Origin of the sequence: Agarivorans sp. QJM3NY_30, assembly GCF_050870855.2 — a bacterium.
GTDB lineage: Bacteria > Pseudomonadota > Gammaproteobacteria > Enterobacterales > Celerinatantimonadaceae > Agarivorans.
Window position 1 is genome coordinate 433,240 of the sequence record NZ_CP194038.2, and the last position, 15,376, is coordinate 448,615.

A 15,376-nucleotide genomic window follows, 5' to 3' on the forward strand; every position below is an offset into this window, starting at 1 on the left:
TATTATAACCAAATCAAGTAGACAATGTGTCTCTGTTTTAAGCACTGAGGTTGGATAGTTGATGAGAAAGGTAAGCGTCGCCGCAACACAAATGTCTTGTTCCTGGCAAGTGAACGATAATATTGATAAAGCCGAGCGTTTAGTTCGCCAGGCCGCCGCGCAGGGCGCACAAATTATCTTGTTACAAGAGCTGTTTGAAACCCCTTATTTTTGTATCGAGATCCAAGAATCACATTTGGGTCTGGCCTCCGAGCTTGAAGATAATCTGGCCTTTCAGCGTTTAACCGCGCTCGCTAAAGAGTTACAGGTGGTATTGCCTTTTAGTTGGTTTGAAAGCGCCGGCAACGTGCGTTTTAACTCGGTGGCCATGATCGATGCCGACGGCAGTTTGCTTGGTATTTATCGCAAAACCCATATTCCAGACAGTGATGGATATTTGGAAAAGTACTATTTTAGCCCGGGAGATACAGGCTTTAAGGTCTGGCACACTCGCTACGCAAAAATCGGGGTGGGGATTTGCTGGGATCAGTGGTTTCCAGAAACCGCGAGAAGTTTAGCGCTGCAAGGGGCTGAACTGCTCTTATTTCCTACCGCAATTGGCAGTGAACCCAGCCAACCAGAGATGGATTCGCAAAGCCATTGGCAACGGGTGATGCAGGGCCACGCTGCGGCCAACCAAGTTCCGGTGATTGCATCGAATCGAATTGGTCGCGAGCAAGCGACATCACGCGATTTAGCACTGACTTTCTATGGCTCTTCGTTTATTGCCGACGAGACTGGCGAAATTGTCGTTAAGGCCGATCGTGAAACTGAAACGGTGTTGGTGCATCAGTTTGATCTGGACGCTATTGCATTTCAGCGTAGCGCCTGGGGCTTGTTTAGAGATCGTCGTCCCGAGCAGTATCCACATCTACTTACCCTTGATGGTCGCTTAAACAAATAATTTTAAATGGTGATGCTCCCTTGATTGGCTGTTGGTCAATCTGTGGGGAGATGGCAAGCCAAGCAATTCGGGAGCTATATATGAGTCAACAGCGAAAAACGCTGCCAGCGGAAGATGGTTTTAGCATGCCCGGTGAACACCAGCCACATAGTGAGGTGTGGATGTCATGGCCAATGCGACCAGACAATTGGCGGATGGGCGCAAAGTATGCGCAGCAAGCTTTTGTTGCGGTGGCCAGCGCTATCGCCCGGCGAACGCCAGTGGTGATGTTGGTGAATCACGCCCAATATGCCAATGCGAGAATGCAACTACCAGCGCAGATTAAAGTGGTTGAAATGTCTTATAACGATTGCTGGATGCGTGACATGGGGGCAACCTATTTACTCAATCAAGCGCAGCAGCGTCGCGGAGTGAGTTGGCAATTTAATGCTTGGGGCGGCTTAGTCGATGGGCTGTACTTCCCTTGGGATCTCGACAATGCTGTGGCTGAGAAAATGTTGAACCTCACTGAGGATGATATCTATTGCGCACCTTTTATTTTGGAAGGTGGTTCGATCCACAGTGATGGCGAGGGCACCTTATATACGACCGAAGAGTGCCTACTTCATCCCAGCCGTAATCCGGGATTGTCTAAGCGACAAATCGAAACTCACTTACAGAATTATCTTGGGATTGACAAGGTGATTTGGCTGCCACAAGGTTTATATGACGATGAGACAAATGGCCATGTGGATAACATTATGCATGTGGTTAAGCCGGGAGAAGTGGTGCTTACCTGCTGTGATGACCCCAGTGACCCGCAATATGCCATCAGCAAGAAGGCCTATCAGGTTTTAAGCAGCCAAAGCGATGCCAAGGGACGAGCGATTAAGGTACATCAGCTGCCGATGCCCGGTCCCCTTTATATGAGTGAGCAAGAAGCTGAAGGGATCGAGCCAAGTGCCGGGATGAAACGTCAGGCGGGAGAGCGCTTGGGGGCGTCTTATGCAAACTTTCTGATTAGTAATGGTCAGGTGATCTTTCCGCTGTTGGATGAACGCACCGATGAGCAGGCTCGGGATGTATTGCAACAGGCCTTCCCTGAACATCAGCTGATTGGCGTCGAGGCCCGCGAAATAGTGTTGGGCGGCGGTAATATTCACTGCATTACTCAACAAATTCCGCGCTCAAAGTCGCTTGCAGGGTGAGCGCTTTACCAGGCCACTGTGCTAAGGCAGTGGCTCACGACTCTAACCTCTAGTTTTGCGCTAAAAAGAATTGATAGGCGGCATTGTCGGTTTCATCTTTGTAGTCAAAACCGAGTTGTGCCAGATGCTGGGTAAAGGCTGCGGTATCGCGGTCTTGTAATTCGAAGCCGGCCAATACCCGTCCGTAAGCGGAGCCGTGATTACGGTAGTGGAACAGGGTAATGTTCCAATGGTTGCCCAGCGTTTGTAAAAACTTGAGCAAGGCACCGGGTTGTTCGGGAAACTCAAAGCTAAATAGCCGCTCGTTTAATACCTTGCCGGGTTTGCCTCCCACCATATAACGCACATGCTGTTTAGCAAGTTCATCGTCGCTGAGATTGGTCACCGCATAGCCGCTGGCACTCAGGCTATCGAGCAGTGCCGGCAATTCCTGTTCGCTATTACTAACCCGAATACCAACAAAAATACTGGCTTGTTGCTCATTGGCATAGCGGTAGTTAAATTCGGTAATGGCTCGGCCCCCGAGGTGCTCCACAAACTCGAGGTAAGCGCCCTGGCGTTCGGGAATATTCACCGCCATTACCGCTTCTTTTTTCTCACCCAGCTCGGTGCGCTCCGAGACATAACGCAGGTTATGAAAATTAACGTTTGCCCCAGATAAAATCGCCGCCAAGCGCTGGCCTTGTAAATTGTGTTGCTGGGCATAGGCTTTTAAACCCGCCAGCGCCAGTGCGCCGGAAGGTTCTGAAATGGCCCGGGTATCTTCAAAGATGTCTTTGACTGCCGCACAAATTTCATCGGAATTGACGGTGATCACTTCATCCAGATAGCGCTGGCAGAGCCGGAAGGTTTCTGTGCCAATCAGCTTGACCGCGACCCCATCGGCAAATAGTCCCACGCGTTCCAGCGGGGTCGGTTTGCCTGCGGCCAGTGCGGCGCTTAAACAGGCCGAGTCTTGCGCTTCTACCCCAATAATCTTGATCTGTGGCATCAGCTGTTTGATATATACCGCCACCCCCGCGGCGATGCCGCCGCCGCCTACTGGCACAAATATCGCGTTGAGGTGCATGTCTTGTTCCAGTAGCTCTTTGCCAATAGTGCCTTGTCCGGCGATTACATCCACATCATCGAAGGGCGGGATCAGGGTATAGCCGCGTTCCGCGGCGAGCTGTTTACTGTAGTGGCTGGCTTCGTCGAAACTGTCCCCGATCAAACGTACATCGGCACCCATGGCGCGCACCGAGTCTATTTTGATTTCTGGGGTGGTGGTGGGCATCACGATGATCGCATTAATATTGAGCCGTTGCGCCGACATTGCTACGCCCTGAGCATGGTTACCGGCCGAGGCGGCAATCACCCCGCGCTGGCGCTGAGCCTCGCTTAATTGGGCGATTTTATTGTAGGCGCCGCGTAACTTAAAAGAGTGCACCGATTGGCGGTCTTCGCGTTTCAACAGAATTTGGTTGCCCAGTCGCTTGGATAATTTGGGGAGTTCTTGTAAGGGCGTTACCTGAGCGATTTCATAAACTGGGGAGAGTAAGATCCGGCGAAGGTAATCGTTGGCACTGGGTAAGGTTTGAGACATGGTAGTAACCTACAACTTGCATTAAATTAGCCCGGCGAACCGGGCTGAATATGATATCGAGAAAGGGCTTAGCCGAGTTTGCTCTTATCGCGTACTGCACCCTTGTCGGCGCTGGTGGCGAAGTGAGCGTACATCTTCAGTGAAGTGCTCACTTCACGCACCCGTCCCACTGGGCGCCAGGCGTCACTGCCTTTGGCTTGCATTGCGGCGCGGCGTGTGGCCAATTGCTCTTCGCTCACTTCCAGTACAATGCTGCGCTCAGGAATGTTGATATCGATGATATCACCCTGTTCAACTAAACCAACCACGCCACCACTGGCGGCTTCTGGCGAAATGTGGCCAATTGACAGACCCGAGGTACCACCAGAGAAGCGACCGTCGGTTAGCAGGGCACATTTTTTACCTAAGCCCATGGATTTAAGGTAAGAGGTTGGGTAAAGCATTTCTTGCATGCCGGGGCCACCTTTTGGGCCTTCGTAGCGAATTAACACCACGTCACCCGCTTTGACCGTACCATCCAAGATCCCGGCAACTGCATCATCCTGGCTTTCAAAAATACAAGCCGGGCCGCGGAATACCAAGTTGTCGTCATCGACGCCAGCAGTTTTCACAATACAGCCGTCCAGGGCAACGTTTCCTTTTAAGACTGCCAGGCCACCTTCCAGGCTGAAGGCATTCTCCAAGCTACGAATACAGCCTTCGGCACGGTCGGTATCGAGTTCATCCCAGCGGCAATCCTGGCTAAAGGCTTGGGTGGTGCGAATACCTGCAGGACCCGCGCGATAAAAATCTTTCACGGCCTGATCCTGAGTTTGCATTACATCCCATTTAGCCAGCGTTTCAGCGAGGGTTTCGCCCATGATGTTGGGCACCTCACGGTGAATGAGACCGGCGCGATCCAGTTCACCGAGGATGCCCATAATACCGCCGGCGCGATGCACGTCTTCCATATGGTATTTATTGGTTGAGGGAGCCACTTTACACAGTTGAGGTACTTTACGGGACAATTCGTCCATGTGCTGCATGGTGTAATCCACGCCAGCTTCCTGAGCAATCGCGAGCAGGTGCAATACAGTATTGGTGGAACCACCCATGGCCACATCAAGGGTCATGGCATTTTCGAAGGACTCGAAGGTTGCAATAGAACGGGGTAATACGCTGGCATCATCTTGTTGGTAGTAGCGAGTGCACAAGTCAACGATGCGTTTACCGGCATTTAAGAACAGTTGCTTGCGATCGGCGTGGGTGGCAAGCATTGAGCCGTTGCCCGGCTGGGCTAAACCGAGTGCTTCCGCCAGGCAGTTCATCGAGTTTGCGGTGAACATGCCAGAACAAGAACCACAGGTAGGGCAGGCGCTGCGTTCCACTGCTTCGCTGTCACTATCGGAAACATTTTTGTCGGCACCCATCACCATGGCGTCCACCAAATCGAGTTTAATGATTTGGTCGCTCAGTTTGGTTTTACCGGCTTCCATTGGTCCGCCCGAGACAAAAATCACCGGAATGTTGATCCGCATTGCGGCCATTAACATCCCCGGTGTGATTTTGTCACAGTTAGAAATACAGACCATGGCATCGGCGCAATGCGCATTCACCATGTATTCAACCGAGTCAGCAATCAGATCGCGCGAGGGTAAGCTGTATAACATGCCGCCGTGGCCCATGGCGATGCCATCATCCACCGCGATGGTATTAAACTCTTTGGCAACGCCGCCTGCTTCTTCAATTGCGCCAGCCACCATTTGACCAAGATCTTTTAGGTGAACGTGACCCGGGACAAACTGGGTGAATGAATTCACCACTGCGATAATCGGCTTACCGAAATCTTCTTCTTTGGTTCCCGTTGCACGCCATAGGGCACGGGCTCCGGCCATGTTACGGCCTTCGGTTGTGGTGGCACTTCGCAGTTTAGGCATTGCTGTTTACTCCGTTAATCTGGTTTGCGTTTGCATATTTGGGTTTAGGCCATGACCACTTTGGCAGCGGGCATCACCTGTAATTGTTGTATGGTGACTTGCTCAACGTCGAATAATTTAATCAATTGATTATACAGCTGAGCGACCGGACGCTCACTGCTTACTGTGAGTTCAATTGAGTAAATTTTCGCGTTGAGTTCAATATTCATCGATTGTACTAAAAAACCGCGGTGACGTGTCACCCGTAATACACGTTCCAGTACATCGGCTTGGTTACGGGTTTCGATTGTGAGTGCATGTTCCATTAGCATTCCTCCATCATTTTGTCGTTGGCGACCCCAGGTGGTACTAGCGGCCATACATTCTCTTCGGCATCGATTAAAACGTGCAGTAGGTAGGGCCCTTGACTGTTGAGCATTCTATCTAAGGCAGCTGGGATCTCTATTTTATTGCAAATGGTTTCACCGGGAATATCGAAGGCGGAAGCCAATTTTACAAAATCAGGGTTGTCATCGAGGATGGTTTCACTGAAGCGACCATTAAAAAACAAGTTTTGCCACTGGCGTACCATACCCAAACGATTGTTGTCGATAAGCAGCATCTTGACCGGTAACTGAGCACGTTTAATGGTGGTCAGCTCTTGTACGTTCATCATGAACGAACCATCACCGGAGACATTAATTACGGTATCGTTGGGGCGGGCAAACTGAGCGCCAATGGCTGCTGGCAGGCCAAAGCCCATGGTCCCCAAACCGGCGCTAGACAGGTGGTTTTCGGGGCCGTTAAATTGCATGTGCTGGGCGACCCACATCTGGTGCTGACCCACATCGCAGGCAACCACGGTGTCTTGGTCGATCATTTGGCTGAGTTGATGCAGCATGCTGGGCGCGAAGATATGCTCGCCCGGATGGTCATAGCGCCAGGCAAAATCATGTTTACGTTGGGTGACCAGCTCGCGCCATGGCTGAATATCACACAAGCAGTACAGTGCCGGCAAGGTGAGTTTTAAGTCGCTGCTTAAGGCTACATCGGGTTCTCGGCGTTTACCAAACTCACTAGCATCAATATCGAGGTGGATCACTTTGGCGTGAGGGGCAAATTCATCGAGTTTACCAGTGACCCGATCGTCGAAGCGAGCCCCAATGACTAATAAGACATCGCATTCCTGAACGCTGAGGTTGGCGGCTTTGGTGCCGTGCATGCCTAACATGCCGAGGTAACAAGCTTGCTGCTCGGTGATGGCTCCAATGCCTTTGAGGGTGCTGACACTCGGGATCTGAGTGTAATCTAAAAACGCGCGTAATTCGCTAACCGCGTTCGCCATGCCGACGCCGCCGCCGACATAGACGATGGGCTGTTTGGCTTGACTGAGTAGGCGTTTCGCCTGCTTGAGTGCATCCGTTTCTGGAGGATTGGTCTGCAGGGCTGGGGCGAGGTAGGGCTGGCTCTCTTCAATTTCGGCTAACTGAATGTCTTTAGGCACATCGATTAACACCGGACCCGGGCGACCACTGGTGGCGATGACAAAAGCTTGTTCAATGGTGCGTTTGAGCTCGCTGATGTCGGTAACCATGAAGCTATGTTTGGTCACGGCCAGGGACATGCCTAAAACGTCGACCTCTTGAAAGGCGTCGGTGCCGATCACTGGCTGGGCAACCTGTCCAGTAATGGCCACCAGCGGAATTGAATCGAGCTGAGCTTCGGCAAGGCCGGTGACCAGGTTGGTTGCGCCGGGGCCAGAAGTGGCTATACATACCCCGACTTTGATGCCGCGGTTAGCGCCCGCTCTGGCGTAGCCCACCGCCGCCATTGCTGCGCCCTGCTCATGGCGGGTCAGCATATGTTTAATGCCTCCGTCGTAGAGCGCATCGTAGAGCGGCATAATTGCGCCCCCCGGATAACCAAAGACTTGTTCTACGCCCTGTTCTTTTAGAGCCGCTACAATTTGTTGAGCACCATTCATTCCCATTTCCTTTCCGCCGTTAACAAAAAACCCCCGAGCTTTGCAGCGCGGGGGTTTGGTGTTGTTTGCTTATTTCAGTTACAACAGCGCATCCCCGCGCGGTGATAAAATAATCACCACAAGGACGACGCTAATGACTAGAGCAACTGAAAAAGACATATTTAATAATTTTCCTCGAACAATAGGCTACAAGTATCACAGGATAAAATATGATTCAAGCTTGCTTTTCTTCCGCAAAGTTCCGCTGGCTGTTGGATAAATAAACGAATTGTAGTTTGATTTGCTAATTAAGTGTGATTCATTAGTTCTATATTCCAATTTGTTGTTTTTTACTGGTTATTTATATTGCATTTACAGCATAAAATTAAGTCGATTTTTCTTGGTATTAATTCATTTTTTAGTGGGAGGGGTGGCTGCTGGGGCAATCAGTGAGGGTTTTGGGCATCGCTGATAAACATGCTAATGTGAGACATATCTGTATTGTATTTAAGGATATGCCATGACCGAAAAAGAAAAGATGTTAGCTGGTAAGCTGTATTTGGCCTTTGATGGCGAATTGGTTGAGGAGCGACACGAGGCGAAGTCTTTATGTTACGAGTTAAATCTACTGCATCCAGAAGAAGACCTGCGGTCGGAAGTGCTGGCAGAACTGCTGCCAAACAGCCTTGACCCATGGATTGAGCCCACATTTTTTTGTGATTATGGTTATAACATTACTACCGGAAAGAATTTCTACGCGAATCATGGTTGTGTGATCCTCGATGGCGCTCCGGTAACCATCGGTGATGACGTGATGTTTGCCCCAGCAGTACATATCTCTACGGCGACACATCCTTTAAATAGCCAACAACGCTTAGCGGGATTAGAGCGTGCTTTGCCAGTCATCATTGGAGACCGGGTATGGGTAGGCATGGGAGCGAATATTTTACCGGGGGTGAACATTGGCGACGATGCCGTGATCGCCGCCGGGGCGCTGGTAAATAAAGATGTTGTAGCCAGAACGGTGGTGGCTGGCGTACCTGCCCGGTACGTACGAGACGTTCCCGAGCAAGCAGAAGATTAGCTCGGTGTAGGTAGAGCCTTAGGATTCGCTTTGTTTCACCACATTAAAGTTGTTCCAGGCCTGCGAGCAGGGCATCACTTCTAAGCTGTTAATGTTGATGTGGGCGGGTTGGTTGACGATCCAATAAATAATATTGGCAATATCTTGCGGTTGCAGTGCATTGCTGTTGCCATACAGCTGGTCATATTTTTGTTGGTCGCCGGCAAACCGTACCAAGCTGAATTCACTTTCCGACAGACCCGGCTCGAGGCTGGTGACTCGCACGCCAGTTCCCACTAAATCGCAGCGTAAATTCCGCGAAAACTGCGCCACAAAAGCCTTCGACGCGCCGTAAACATGGCTGCCGGGATAGGGCCAGTTAGCAGCAATCGAGGCCAAGTTAATCACTGAGGCGACTGGTTGCTGGCTTAAGCTTGGCAGTAAGGCGTGAGTCACATTCACCAGCCCGGTGACATTGGTATCGATCATGGTGTGCCAGTCGCTCAATTTGGCCTGTTGGCTTGGGTCGGTGCCCAGAGCTAAACCTGCATTGTTGATCAGCACACTTACTTGCTTGAAGTTTTCTGGTAAGTCGGCGACTAAATCGGCCACTTGCTGGCTGTCGCGTACATCCAGGCTGGCGTAGTGAACCGGGCATTGCGAGCCCAACTCATCGGCTAGCTGGGCTAAGCGCTCCAGCCGTCGTCCGGTGAGGATCAGCGGCCAGCCATGCTGAGCAAATAACTTGGCGCAGGCCAGACCAAAGCCCGAAGTTGCACCGGTAATGAAGACGCAGTTGTTCATAGTTAATTCCTTGTTTTCATGCTGAGCTGCAGAGGGTCGCCCTCGTCACGCTAAAGGGCTTATTTGATGAAGCTCAGCTTAACGAAGTTAGTTCTGCTCGTTATAGAGCCAAAAGGTTGAACCGAAGGGACCAAGGCACCGACCGCATCGTGAGTGAGAAAAAGCTTGAAGATGTCGTACTTTCGCACTGCCAAGGGCGATTCGCGTTACACATTTACATCCCAGGATTCGGTGGGGCAATGGTGCGACGTTAAGCCCAGGGCTATGGCGTTTTGAATCCAGATTGGCAGAGGGGGTGATTCCCTTAGGTTAAACATTACCGAAGTAGACTATTTGGCTGCAGGGGCTCGCGTGCATTTTTACTTTATGCTTCGGATATCTTGGGCTTATCAAAATGCTGCAACACAAAATCTACGAGTAGTCTCACCCGGAGTGGTAAGTTATTTCGGTCACGATATAACATTGATAGGGTACGGGCTTGGCTGCGCCATTCTGGGAGCACTTGCTTTATTTCTCCTCGCTCAATCATCGGCAAAGCAAAATAATCTGGAATATAACCAATACCTAATCCAGCTTTCACGGCATTTGTCATTAGCAATATTTCATTCACCTCTAGGCGCACTGATTGAATCGGATGGTGATTAAACTCTTCCCCACTGGCCTTGTGAACGAGTTGCCAAGGAATCATAGGACGGCAGATCACCGTTGAATGGGCGCATAGTTGCTGGGGCTGGGTGATGTTGTAGCTTGGGTGCTCTGGATGACAGCATAAGATAAAGTGTATCTGTTTTAGGGGGCGGATGATCCAATGTTCAAGGGCCGGATTACCGACCCGAAAAGCCACGTCTACCGCTGCTGCTTCAATATCCGTTAAGGCATTTGAAAAACTTAAATCTAATTTGATATCAGGGTATTGCAATAAGAAATCATAGAAGATTGTTTGTAAAAACTGTGCGCCAGCATTGACGGGTGCGGTGATTCTAATTTTGCCTTTAGGTTGATGCTTTTCTTGATGTAGATCTTCATCGATATCATTCAGTTCCTCAAATAAAGAACTTGAACGTTGAAAATACTGCTCGCCAGTATGAGTTAAGGAGACACGATGTGCATCTCTATTCAATAGTCTTAATTGGAGATTTTGTTCCAATTGGCTAATTCTTCGGCTTAAGGTCGATAGGGGCATCCCTAAGTGGTTTGCGGCTTGTTTGAAGCTGCCAAGTTGAGCTACGGCACAAAAACAACGTAAATCGTCAAGAGAATAAGTAGGTTTCATAAATGGAATTTACCGTCTTAGTTTTGCTTCTTTATCCAGATAATAAAATCAATACACTATGCTTCATGTTTTGACAAGTCGCTAGGAGTGACCATGACTTTTTCTTCCACTACCAAAGCAGTTGTGTTGCTTGTTTTCTGTACCTTTTTTTGGGGGAGTTGCTTTCCTATTGGTAAACATGCATTAAATGAAGTGCATGCTTTAACCTTGGTTTTTTGGCGATTTGTAATTGCAGCAGGGTGTTTACTTATTTATTTGCTGTGGGCTGACATGCAGAAACTGAGTCTATCTTTAAACCAGTGGCTATGGGTGGTTACGGTCAGTGTAATCGGTGTGGGTGGGCTTAACTTAGGTTTATTTACTGGACTAACTTATACCAATGCAGCCAATGGCTCACTGATTATGGCTTTAAGCCCATTAATGACCTCGCTGATTGCTTGTATTGTGTTACGTAAATTACCATCTTTTGCGCAATGCCTTAGCTTGTTGGTTAGCTTATCGGGAGTCTTGTTGGTGGTCACCAATGGGCATCTTGAAACGCTCGTATCAATGAAAATTAACCATGGCGATAAACTGATATTTTTGGGGATGCTGGCTTGGAGCCTGTATACCTACTGTAGCCAAGGGATCAGCCGTTGGATGCCGGTTATTCCATATACCTTGCTTGGGATGCTGAGTGGTGCTTCTGTGATTGGTCTGATGTGCTTGCTTACTCCCAATGTTCATCCGCTCACTGAAGTGCTTGAAGGCTCTTTGCTGAGTGTTCTGGATCTAGTATATATTGGTGTTTTTGGCACCGTTGCCGGGTACTTGCTGTGGCTGAATGGGGTTCGTCATCTCGGTGCATCGAATGCCTCGCTGTTTTTCAACCTGGTTCCGATATTTGCTGTTTTCACTTCGTTCCTGATGGGGCAGGCGGTCACTCAGCTTCAATTACTAGGTATTTTAATTGTGATTGCGGGACTGTTGCTCCCACGCCTGATGTTGTTAAAACGAGCACCTGTCCAGCTATAATGCCGAATCACAAAAGGTGCTTTAAAGATAGTTGGAGGGTGCTCAGCAAAGAGACGTGAATTTTGGATAATCTTTGCAAGCACCCTTGCTGTGCTGTAATTGCTTGAGCACATTGCCGAGTTGCGCCAGGCCAGTTTCAATTTTGCTGTTTTCAATTGCTGAAAATCCTAAACGAATATAATTTTTGGGCGCATGCTCTTCGGCAAATAGGCTATCGCCAGATTCCACTAAAATCCCCTGTTTTGCTGCTTCGATGACCAGTTCTGTACTTGCGACATTGCTTGGTAATGCCAACCAAAAGCAGAAACTTCCTGGGGTGGCGTGCAGTTCGCATTGACCCAGGTGCTGTTGTAAGCCCTGATACATAAATTGCCATTTCTGTTCATAAACATGGCGCATTCGGCGCACATGACTATCGTAATAGCCTTGACCAATAAATAGCGCGGCGGTGCGCTGGTTATTGGCGGGCGGGTGGCGGTACATCAGCCGGCGCAGTGCACGCAATTCTGCGACCAGTTGTTTATTGGCAACAAGGTAGCCAAGCCGTAAGCCCGGAGAGAGTGATTTAGATAGGCTACCGATGTAGATGACTCGACCATGTTGGTCGATACTTTTGAGCGCTGGTAGAGGTTGTGCCTTAAAGTTTACTTCACTCTCATAATCATCTTCAATTAGTACAAAATCGTCCGCATTGGCCTGTGCTAAAAGCGCCTTGCGTCGTTCAATGGGCATGGTGACTGTTGTTGGGTATTGATGGCTGGGTGTAATACAGACATAGTCACACTGACTTAGTTGTGGACCTAATTGCAGGCCTTGTTCATCGAGAGTTAAAGGGATGGGGCGCGAACCACACTGATTAAAAATATGTCGTTGATCGGCATACCCAGGATTCTCGACCCCCACCTTAACGTCCTCTGTGACTAATAATGAGGCGAGCAGGTACAGTGAGTTTTGAGTGCCAAGGGTGATCAGAACTTCTTCGTTGCTGGCGGTAATGCCACGCTTGGATAAGATCTGTTGGCGTATTTGGGTGACTAATTCTTTATCGTCGACGTCTATGTAATCTTCGACCCAGTCTTGTACGCAATTACGGTTTTGCGCGATCCGCGAACATTCACGCCATTGATAGATTGGAAAGTGGCTTGGTTCTATTTGTCCATAAATGAAGGGATAGGGGTAGCGTAGCCAATTTTTATCTTTATTTAAGGTGCTAAAAGATGCTGGGGTGCTGCGTAGCCTTTGTTGCCAATTTACCTGAGTCTGGTCCAATGCTGGGCGAGATTGCACCAATTTGAGAGCGGGTTGTTGCGCTAATTCGGGGTTGACATAAAAGCCGCTCCGCTCATGTGCGATTAAGTAACCTTCATCCACCATGCTCTCGTACACCAAGACTACGGTGTTGCGCGATACCTTGAGTAGCTGAGCGAGCTTACGGCTTGAAGGAAGCGCCTTGGCGCCAAAGTAGTCATGTTGAATTAGCTCGACTAATCGCTCTCTGATTTGCTGTTGTAAACTTCTACCTGGGCGAAGTTCAATGTTCATCATCAAGTCATTCATGCCATACATCCTATGAAACTCGCTAGAGATATTATCGTTCTCTGCGCTTTACAGGTGATTGTCTGCAATTTATTGGCCAAATTGACGGATTATCGTTTGTGATTTCTTGGACCTGCAATTGAAAAAAATTGGCCCTATAGCTGGTTTTTTACAGGCAGTAACTTAAAACAACACGCATCGTGTCAGGTTCAACAAGGAGTTAACAATGAAACAGCTAAAGATAAAAACGGCGATAGCGGCTTTGGCCACTTTGATGCTGGCATCGACGGCAAGCGCTAAAGACGTCACCATTGGTTATCAGGGGATGTTTAATCCATGGAAACACGCGATTAACGAAAAATTGGTGGAAAAAGAGACTGGCTATACCATCAAATGGCGTCGCTTTGACTCGGGCGTGAAAGCAATGACGGCAATGGCTTCGGGTGCTTTGGATATTGCATCCGCGGGCTCCAGCCCCATCGCCAGTGCCGTGAGCCGAGGCGTTGATATAGAACTGATTTGGATTTTAGAAAATATCGCAGATGCGGAAGCCTTAGTGGTTCGCGATGGATCGGGAATTAATGCACCTTCAGATCTAAAAGGTAAACGGATTGCAGTGCCATTTGTATCTACGACTCACTTCCATGCCTTGTTTGCTCTAGAGCAATTTGGCTTAAGCGAAAAAGATGTTCGGCTGATTAATATGCAACCCAACTCGATTGCCGCAGCTTGGCAGCGAGGTGATATTGATGGTGCCTTTATTTGGGATCCAGCTCTGGGAAAAATTAAACAAAGCGGTAAGGTGTTGATTACTTCTGCAACTTTAAGCGCTTGGGGAAAACCGACCTTCGACGGCCTCGTGGCAAATAAAGAGTTCGCCGCGGCAAACCCTGATTTTGTCAGCAAAATGATTAAGGTTGTTGCAGATTTAGATGCCGATTATCGAGAGCATAAAACCAGCTTTGATGCCTCCAACCCAATCGCACAATCGATCGCTAAAATCAGTGGTGGCGATGTGAACACGGTGGCCGAAGTATTAGACCTATACGAGTTTCCAGACATGAAAACCCAGCTTTCTTGCAGTTGGTTAGGTTGTGGTGCCGAGGGTGGTGCCAGTAAGTCGCTCAAATCAACTTCTGAGTTTTTGAAAGAGCAAAAGAAAATTAATGACCTCATGCCAGACTATAGCAAGTTTGTGAATCCCTCATTTGCCGCTGCTGCCGCAAAAATGTAAGCCGAACAGGTGAGTGATACAGGAGACTTAAAATGAATACGCTGGAAATTCACGATGTATCGGTAGTCTATCCTGCAGCCCAAGGCGGTGATCCGGTTACCGCCTTATCTGAGGTGAACTTAAACATTGAGCAAGGTGATTTTGTGGTTGCGCTGGGTGCATCGGGGTGCGGCAAAACCACCTTACTCAATTTGATCGCTGGTTTTATTTCGCCGACAAAGGGCTACTTAACGCTGGGAGACAGTGTGATAGAGGGCTATCCCAGGGTGGCCTGTGGTTTGGATATTGGGGATGAAATTGTCGGGCCTGGGGCTGACCGCGGTGTGGTTTTTCAAAAACACGCACTGTTGCCGTGGTTGAATGTGATTGAAAACACCGAGTTTGGCTTAAAACTGCAAGGTGTAGACAAAAAACAGCGCCGCGAGCGCGCTGCCAGCTATTTAAAATTGGTGGGCCTGGAAGATTTTCATCAGCACAAGGTTTATCAGCTTTCCGGCGGGATGCAGCAACGGGTGGGGATCGCCCGAGCGCTGACCAATAACCCAGAAATGCTGTTACTCGATGAGCCCTTAGGTGCCTTGGACGCCTTAACGCGAGAGTCTTTGCAAGAACTGTTGTTAGACGTATGGCGCGAAACCAACAAAATGATGTTTTTTATTACCCATAGCGTAGATGAGGCCTTGCTGTTGGCGACGCGTTTAATTGTGATGTCGCCTCGTCCCGGGCGAATTACCCATGAGTTTAAAATCGATTTCAATCAACAATTTTTAGCTTGTCGGGATGCCCGCAAGGTGAAATCGAGCGCCGCCTTTATTGCCATGCGAGAACAGGTACTAGCGATTATTCATGGCGATGAAGCAGCCGTTGCCTAAGGAGCAG

13 protein-coding genes are annotated in these 15,376 nt (G+C 49.2%); 6 read left to right on the plus strand and 7 right to left on the minus strand.

Translation table 11 applies throughout. The features are described 5' to 3' along the window. Positions 1-61: 61 nt before the first annotated feature. Both aguB and aguA read left to right on the plus strand, forming a co-directional pair. Positions 62-943 (plus strand): N-carbamoylputrescine amidase, encoded by an 882-nt coding sequence (aguB, locus tag ACRRSX_RS01985; RefSeq protein WP_432454876.1) that lies wholly within the window; start codon positions 62-64, stop codon positions 941-943. A gap of 80 nt (positions 944-1,023) precedes the next feature. Continuing rightward, positions 1,024-2,130, plus strand: coding sequence for an agmatine deiminase (aguA, locus tag ACRRSX_RS01990; protein ID WP_432454875.1), 1,107 nt, complete (start codon positions 1,024-1,026; stop codon positions 2,128-2,130). A gap of 49 nt (positions 2,131-2,179) precedes the next feature. Here aguA and ilvA read toward each other — a convergent pair whose 3' ends face one another. From ilvA to ilvG, 4 genes are all read right to left on the minus strand, one after another. Further along, a complete protein-coding gene (gene ilvA, locus ACRRSX_RS01995; protein WP_432454874.1) occupies positions 2,180-3,715 on the minus strand; it encodes a threonine ammonia-lyase, biosynthetic in 1,536 nt (511 codons plus the stop codon). A gap of 68 nt (positions 3,716-3,783) precedes the next feature. Further along, positions 3,784-5,631 (minus strand): dihydroxy-acid dehydratase, encoded by a 1,848-nt coding sequence (gene ilvD / locus ACRRSX_RS02000; RefSeq protein WP_432454873.1) that lies wholly within the window; start codon positions 5,629-5,631, stop codon positions 3,784-3,786. A 44-nt stretch (positions 5,632-5,675) separates the two neighbouring features. Further along, positions 5,676-5,936: an acetolactate synthase 2 small subunit gene (gene ilvM, locus ACRRSX_RS02005; protein ID WP_432454872.1), complete on the minus strand. Its 261-nt coding sequence runs from the start codon at positions 5,934-5,936 to the stop codon at positions 5,676-5,678. Then, positions 5,936-7,594 (minus strand): acetolactate synthase 2 catalytic subunit, encoded by a 1,659-nt coding sequence (ilvG, locus tag ACRRSX_RS02010; protein ID WP_432454871.1) that lies wholly within the window; start codon positions 7,592-7,594, stop codon positions 5,936-5,938. The genes ilvM and ilvG overlap by 1 nt, the downstream gene beginning before the upstream one ends. A 499-nt stretch (positions 7,595-8,093) precedes the next feature. Here ilvG and ACRRSX_RS02015 point away from each other — a divergent pair, with 499 nt between their 5' ends. Beyond that, the gene (locus tag ACRRSX_RS02015; RefSeq protein ID WP_432454870.1) at positions 8,094-8,657 is read left to right on the plus strand and encodes a sugar O-acetyltransferase; all 564 of its coding nucleotides are present in this window, start codon (positions 8,094-8,096) and stop codon (positions 8,655-8,657) included. A gap of 18 nt (positions 8,658-8,675) precedes the next feature. On the opposite strand, the gene ACRRSX_RS02020 is transcribed toward ACRRSX_RS02015, so the two are convergent. Further along, positions 8,676-9,440 carry an SDR family oxidoreductase gene (locus ACRRSX_RS02020; protein WP_432454869.1) on the minus strand — a complete coding sequence of 255 codons (765 nt, stop codon included), beginning with the start codon at positions 9,438-9,440 and terminating at the stop codon, positions 8,676-8,678. Positions 9,441-9,804: 364 nt separating this feature from the next. Further along, positions 9,805-10,713 (minus strand): LysR family transcriptional regulator, encoded by a 909-nt coding sequence (locus tag ACRRSX_RS02025; RefSeq protein WP_432454868.1) that lies wholly within the window; start codon positions 10,711-10,713, stop codon positions 9,805-9,807. 93 nt (positions 10,714-10,806) lie between these two features. Between ACRRSX_RS02025 and ACRRSX_RS02030 the strand changes: the two genes are divergently transcribed. Then, on the plus strand, positions 10,807-11,727 hold the full coding sequence (locus ACRRSX_RS02030; protein ID WP_432454867.1) for a DMT family transporter: 921 nt from the start codon (positions 10,807-10,809) through the stop codon (positions 11,725-11,727). Positions 11,728-11,769: 42 nt separating this feature from the next. Here the strand turns inward: ACRRSX_RS02030 and ACRRSX_RS02035 are convergent, their stop codons facing one another. Further along, positions 11,770-13,284: a PLP-dependent aminotransferase family protein gene (locus ACRRSX_RS02035; RefSeq protein ID WP_432454866.1), complete on the minus strand. Its 1,515-nt coding sequence runs from the start codon at positions 13,282-13,284 to the stop codon at positions 11,770-11,772. A 205-nt stretch (positions 13,285-13,489) separates the two neighbouring features. On the opposite strand from ACRRSX_RS02035, the gene tauA reads away from it, so the two are divergent. Together tauA and ACRRSX_RS02045 are read left to right on the plus strand one after the other, a co-directional pair. Then, entirely contained in the window at positions 13,490-14,497 is a 1,008-nt protein-coding gene (gene tauA / locus ACRRSX_RS02040) for a taurine ABC transporter substrate-binding protein (protein ID WP_432454865.1), read from the plus strand. Between the two features lie 32 nt (positions 14,498-14,529). Next, positions 14,530-15,369, plus strand: a complete 840-nt coding sequence (locus ACRRSX_RS02045) for a taurine ABC transporter ATP-binding protein (RefSeq protein WP_432454864.1) — start codon at positions 14,530-14,532, stop codon at positions 15,367-15,369. Positions 15,370-15,376 lie beyond the last annotated feature (7 nt).

What these genes read in the sequence shown, in the direction of transcription:
- aguB (WP_432454876.1), top strand. Translation starts at nt 62, where the DNA reads ATGAGAAAGGTAAGCGTCGCCGCAACACAAATGTCTTGTTCCTGGCAA.
- aguA (WP_432454875.1), top strand. Translation starts at nt 1,024, where the DNA reads ATGAGTCAACAGCGAAAAACGCTGCCAGCGGAAGATGGTTTTAGCATG.
- ilvA (WP_432454874.1), bottom strand. Translation starts at nt 3,715, where the DNA reads ATGTCTCAAACCTTACCCAGTGCCAACGATTACCTTCGCCGGATCTTA.
- ilvD (WP_432454873.1), bottom strand. Translation starts at nt 5,631, where the DNA reads ATGCCTAAACTGCGAAGTGCCACCACAACCGAAGGCCGTAACATGGCC.
- ilvM (WP_432454872.1), bottom strand. Translation starts at nt 5,936, where the DNA reads ATGGAACATGCACTCACAATCGAAACCCGTAACCAAGCCGATGTACTG.
- ilvG (WP_432454871.1), bottom strand. Translation starts at nt 7,594, where the DNA reads ATGAATGGTGCTCAACAAATTGTAGCGGCTCTAAAAGAACAGGGCGTA.
- ACRRSX_RS02015 (WP_432454870.1), top strand. Translation starts at nt 8,094, where the DNA reads ATGACCGAAAAAGAAAAGATGTTAGCTGGTAAGCTGTATTTGGCCTTT.
- ACRRSX_RS02020 (WP_432454869.1), bottom strand. Translation starts at nt 9,440, where the DNA reads ATGAACAACTGCGTCTTCATTACCGGTGCAACTTCGGGCTTTGGTCTG.
- ACRRSX_RS02025 (WP_432454868.1), bottom strand. Translation starts at nt 10,713, where the DNA reads ATGAAACCTACTTATTCTCTTGACGATTTACGTTGTTTTTGTGCCGTA.
- ACRRSX_RS02030 (WP_432454867.1), top strand. Translation starts at nt 10,807, where the DNA reads ATGACTTTTTCTTCCACTACCAAAGCAGTTGTGTTGCTTGTTTTCTGT.
- ACRRSX_RS02035 (WP_432454866.1), bottom strand. Translation starts at nt 13,284, where the DNA reads ATGAATGACTTGATGATGAACATTGAACTTCGCCCAGGTAGAAGTTTA.
- tauA (WP_432454865.1), top strand. Translation starts at nt 13,490, where the DNA reads ATGAAACAGCTAAAGATAAAAACGGCGATAGCGGCTTTGGCCACTTTG.
- ACRRSX_RS02045 (WP_432454864.1), top strand. Translation starts at nt 14,530, where the DNA reads ATGAATACGCTGGAAATTCACGATGTATCGGTAGTCTATCCTGCAGCC.